Source organism: Pseudomonas sp. MAG002Y, from assembly GCF_019400845.1.
Classification (GTDB): domain Bacteria; phylum Pseudomonadota; class Gammaproteobacteria; order Pseudomonadales; family Pseudomonadaceae; genus Chryseomonas; species Chryseomonas luteola.
Map to the genome: position 1 here is coordinate 1 of NZ_WOEJ01000044.1, position 1,231 is coordinate 1,231.

The window sequence follows — 1,231 nt, forward strand, 5'->3', positions numbered from 1 at the left end:
TGAATCGCCCCTAGTTTCCTAGACACCTCTAAGCCTCATAATGAGGCCCGTTAGGAGGTGCCATGAGCAAGCAGCGTTACCCCGAGGAATTCAAGATCGAAGCGGTCAAGCAAGTGACCGAGCGCGGCCTCCCCGTTGCCGAGGTGGCGACGCGGTTGGGCATGTCGGCGCATAGCCTATATGCCTGGATCAAGCGCTACGGCAAGCCCCAGGAACAGCGACAGCAGGAAGACGAGCAGCAGGCCGAACTGCGTCGTCTGCGCGCGGAACTCAAGCGAGTGACCGAAGAGCGAGACATCCTAAAAAAGGCCGCCGCGTACTTTGCCAAGGAGTCCGGCTGAAGTACGCCTTCATTAGCAAGCTGTCGGTGGAGTACCCGGTGCGGCGTCTTTGCCAGACCCTCAAGGTGCATCCCAGCGGTTACTACGCCTGGCTGGCCGAGCCGAAATCCGTACGCGCCAAGGAAGATCAACGCCTGTTCGGATTGATCAAGCATGCCTGGCTGGAAAGCGGTGGGGTCTACGGCTACCGCAAGATCCATGACGACCTGCGCGAGCTGGGGGAGTCCTGTGGCCGGCACCGCGTGGCTCGCCTGATGCGGGGAGAGGGGTTGCGCTCGCAGACCGGCTATTGTCGGCGCCTCAGCTATTATGGAGGCAAGCCGACAGTGGTCTCGCCCAACCGCCTGGAGCGGCAGTTCAACGTTAGTGAACCGAACAAGGTCTGGGTCACCGACATTACCTACATTCGCACCTATGAGGGCTGGTTGTACTTGGCGGTGGTCCTGGATCTGTTTTCACGCCAGGTGATTGGCTGGTCGATGAAGCCACGGATGTACAGCGACCTAGCCATCGATGCGTTGCTGATGGCAGTGTGGCGGCGCAAGCCCAAGCAGGAAGTGATGATCCACTCCGACCAGGGCAGCCAGTTCAGCAGCTCGGACTGGCAAAGCTTCCTCAAGGCCAACAACCTGATCAGCAGCATGAGTCGACGCGGTAACTGCCACGACAACGCGGTCGCGGAAAGCTTTTTCCAGTTGCTGAAGCGGGAACGCATCCGACGAAAAATCTACGGTACCCGGGAAGAAGCCCGCAGTGATGTGTTCGATTACATCGAGATGTTTTATAACCCCAAACGCCGGCATAGCAGCGCTATGCAGCTATCGCCAGTAGAATTTGAAAAGCGCTATTTCCAGAGCTTGGAGAGTGTCTAGGAAAGCCGGGGCGATTCA

General features: G+C 58.5%; 1 protein-coding gene. It reads left to right on the forward strand.

What is annotated here, in order from left to right:
• Positions 1 to 62 precede the first annotated feature (62 nt).
• Positions 63 to 1,213 (forward strand): IS3 family transposase gene (locus tag GM154_RS25475; RefSeq protein ID WP_085985622.1). Its coding sequence is split into 2 segments (ribosomal slippage): positions 63 to 306 and positions 306 to 1,213, totalling 1,152 coding nucleotides; the frame shifts between segments, so codons are not numbered across the junction.
• The last annotated feature ends 18 nt before the right edge of the window (positions 1,214 to 1,231 follow it).